The sequence below is a fragment of the Ruegeria sp. BI12 genome, assembly GCF_056537985.1.
Window position 1 is genome coordinate 2,501 of sequence record NZ_JBQFSL010000007.1, and the last position, 3,622, is coordinate 6,122.

The following is a 3,622-nucleotide window of genomic DNA, read 5'->3' on the forward strand; positions in this document are numbered from 1 at the left end:
ATATGGGGTTGCTCATTTGTCCTCGTCCAAGTGGCGGGGGCGGGAAATGTATGTTTTTGGTTCAGAAGAATGACTGCCTTTAGTTACCAGCTGGGCGGTCTCGATCGGCATTTATTGTGTCTTTCTTTTTCTGGATCAAATCAAGCGCGAGAAGGGCGTTTGGTGAATGCCTTGGCAGCAAGAGGCGATGAAAGACGTGATACTCTGCGATAAGCCATGGGGAGCTGAGAATAAGCTTTGATCCATGGATTTCTGAATGGGGCAACCCACCTGAATGTTTGTTATTGTTAGCACTGCTAATCAATAATGGGCATAACCAGGTATTTATGACCTGAATACATAGGGTTATAAAGGCAAACCCGGGGAACTGAAACATCTAAGTACCCGGAGGAAAGGAAATCAATTGATACTCCCCTAGTAGCGGCGAGCGAACGGGGACCAGCCGAGCCGGATAAGTGACTAGAACACGTTGGGAAGCGTGGCCATAGCGGGTGACAGCCCCGTATAGGAAGCTTTGATGGACGTATTAAGTAGGGCGGAACACGTGAAATTCTGTCTGAAGATCGGAGGACCACCTTCGAAGGCTAAGTACTCCTTGCTGACCGATAGTGAACCAGTACCGTGAGGGAAAGGTGAAAAGCACCCCGACGAGGGGAGTGAAACAGTACCTGAAACCGAACGCCTACAATCAGTCGGAGGCTCCTTGCGAGCTGACGGCGTACCTTTTGTATAATGGGTCATCGACTTGGTCTCACGAGCAAGCTTAAGCCGTTAGGTGTAGGCGTAGCGAAAGCGAGTCTTAATAGGGCGAATGAGTTCGTGGGATCAGACCCGAAACCGAGTGATCTAGGCATGGCCAGGTTGAAGGTAAGGTAACACTTACTGGAGGACCGAACCCACATCCGTTGAAAAGGATCGGGATGAGCTGTGCCTAGGGGTGAAAGGCCAATCAAACTCGGAGATAGCTGGTTCTCTGCGAAATCTATTTAGGTAGAGCGTCATCCGAATACCCCGGGGGGTAGAGCACTGGATGGGTAATGGGGCCCCACAGGCTTACTGATCCTAACCAAACTCCGAATACCCGGGAGTACTAGATGGCAGACACACTGCGGATGCTAACGTCCGTAGTGGAGAGGGAAACAACCCTGACCTACGACTAAGGCCCCCAATTCATGGCTAAGTGGGAAAGCAGGTGGGACGACCAAAACAACCAGGAGGTTGGCTTAGAAGCAGCCATCCTTTAAAGATAGCGTAACAGCTCACTGGTCTAAATAAGTTGTCCTGCGGCGAAGATGTAACGGGGCTCAAGCCATGAGCCGAAGTCTAGGGATGCGTAAGCATCGGTAGCAGAGCGTAGTGTGACATAGTCTCATTCCTCCTTCATGCCTTCGGGCAGATTGGAGGAGAGAGGCTTTCGATGAAGCCGGGGCGTGAGCCATCCGGTGGAGAGATCACTAGTGAGAATGATGACATGAGTAGCGACAAAGAGTGTGAGAGACACTCTCGCCGAAAGTCCAAGGGTTCCTGCTTAAAGCTAATCTGAGCAGGGTAAGCCGGCCCCTAAGCCGAGGCCGAAAGGCGTAGGCGATGGGAACTAGGTTAATATTCCTAGGCCAGGAGGATGTGACGGATCACAGGTGTAGTTCAATCTTATCGGATTGATTGGGCTGCTGAGTGGTTCCTGGAAATAGCCCTCCATCAGACCGTACCCTAAACCGACACAGGTGGACTGGTAGAGCATACCAAGGCGCTTGAGAGAACGATGTTGAAGGAACTCGGCAAAATACCTCCGTAAGTTCGCGAGAAGGAGGCCCGGTTCCTAGGCAACTAGGGGCTGGGGGCACAAACCAGGGGGTGGCGACTGTTTATTAAAAACACAGGGCTCTGCGAAGTCGCAAGACGACGTATAGGGTCTGACGCCTGCCCGGTGCCTGAAGGTTAAAAGGAGAGGTGAGAGCCTTGAATTGAAGCCCAGGTAAACGGCGGCCGTAACTATAACGGTCCTAAGGTAGCGAAATTCCTTGTCGGGTAAGTTCCGACCTGCACGAATGGCGTAACGACTTCCCCGCTGTCTCCAACATCGACTCAGCGAAATTGAATTGCCTGTCAAGATGCAGGCTTCCCGCGGTTAGACGGAAAGACCCCGTGCACCTTTACTACAGCTTCGCACTGGCATCAGGATTGTGATGTGCAGGATAGGTGGTGGGCTTTGAAGCAGGAACGCAAGTACCTGTGGAGCCTCCCTTGAGATACCACCCTTCGCACTCTTGATGTCTAACCGCGGTCCGTTATCCGGATCCGGGACCCTGCGTGGCGGGTAGTTTGACTGGGGCGGTCGCCTCCTAAAGCGTAACGGAGGCGCGCGAAGGTTGGCTCAGAGCGGTCGGAAATCGCTCGTTGAGTGCAATGGCAGAAGCCAGCCTGACTGCGAGACTGACAAGTCGAGCAGAGTCGAAAGACGGCCATAGTGATCCGGTGGTCCCGAGTGGAAGGGCCATCGCTCAACGGATAAAAGGTACGCCGGGGATAACAGGCTGATACTGCCCAAGAGTCCATATCGACGGCAGTGTTTGGCACCTCGATGTCGGCTCATCTCATCCTGGGGCTGGAGCAGGTCCCAAGGGTACGGCTGTTCGCCGTTTAAAGAGGTACGTGAGCTGGGTTTAGAACGTCGTGAGACAGTTCGGTCCCTATCTGCCGTGGGTGTAGGAGACTTGAGAGGAGTTGCCCCTAGTACGAGAGGACCGGGGTGAACGATCCACTGGTGGACCAGTTGTCGTGCCAACGGCAGTGCTGGGTAGCTATGATCGGACAGGATAACCGCTGAAGGCATCTAAGCGGGAAGCCCCCCTCAAAACAAGGTCTCCCTGAGGGCCGTGGAAGACCACCACGTCAATAGGCCGGAGATGTAAGCGCAGTAATGCGTTCAGTTGACCGGTACTAATCGCCCGATAGGCTTGATTTGATCCAGTAATGGAAAGACAAATCAAAAACATACACCTCAGTAAACATGGATAACTTCGTCGCTTCAAACGACGATGTTGATTGACATAACAACCGTGCAGGAACGCGCATCCGCTTCGCGAATACGCTGCCTCCTGCGCGTCGCCTTTTTGCAAAGCAAAAAGAGCGACGGGGATTTTCCTCGGTTTGGTGGTCATAGCGCAAGTGAAACACCCGGTCCCATCCCGAACCCGGAAGTTAAGCACTGCCGCGCCAATGGTACTTGGGCTTAAGCCCCGGGAGAGTAGGTCACCGCCAAACCTAGAAAAATCCCCAGTCTCTCTAAAACGATGAAAAGAACACTACCCGGTCTCAAGTAGCCGAATAGGCGGTAGACCAACGCTAAGTGTCGCGGGATGGAGCAGCCCGGTAGCTCGTCAGGCTCATAACCTGAAGGTCGCAGGTTCAAATCCTGCTCCCGCAACCAGCGTCAGAAAATCTCAGTACAGCCCGTTCAGACTACAATTGATCCACTGGATCAATTGCTTAACGTCTTCAACTCGTCAGGCTCATAACCTGAAGGGTGAGGAAGAACAGAAATCGATCCAGTGGGTCGATTACCTGACGAACGCGCAAAGCGCTGGACCGTAGGTTCAAATCCTACTCCCGCAACCAAATC

The 3,622-nt window shown here is 53.0% G+C and carries 1 tRNA gene and 2 rRNA genes; all 3 read left to right on the forward strand.

Annotated elements, in window-relative coordinates:
* Window positions 1–138: 138 nt before the first annotated feature.
* Window positions 139–2,965 (forward strand): 23S ribosomal RNA (locus ACR0AK_RS22855).
* 184 nt (window positions 2,966–3,149) lie between these two features.
* A 5S ribosomal RNA gene (rrf, locus tag ACR0AK_RS22860) occupies window positions 3,150–3,264 on the forward strand.
* Window positions 3,265–3,353: 89 nt separating this feature from the next.
* Window positions 3,354–3,430 (forward strand) — tRNA-Met (locus tag ACR0AK_RS22865).
* Window positions 3,431–3,622 lie beyond the last annotated feature (192 nt).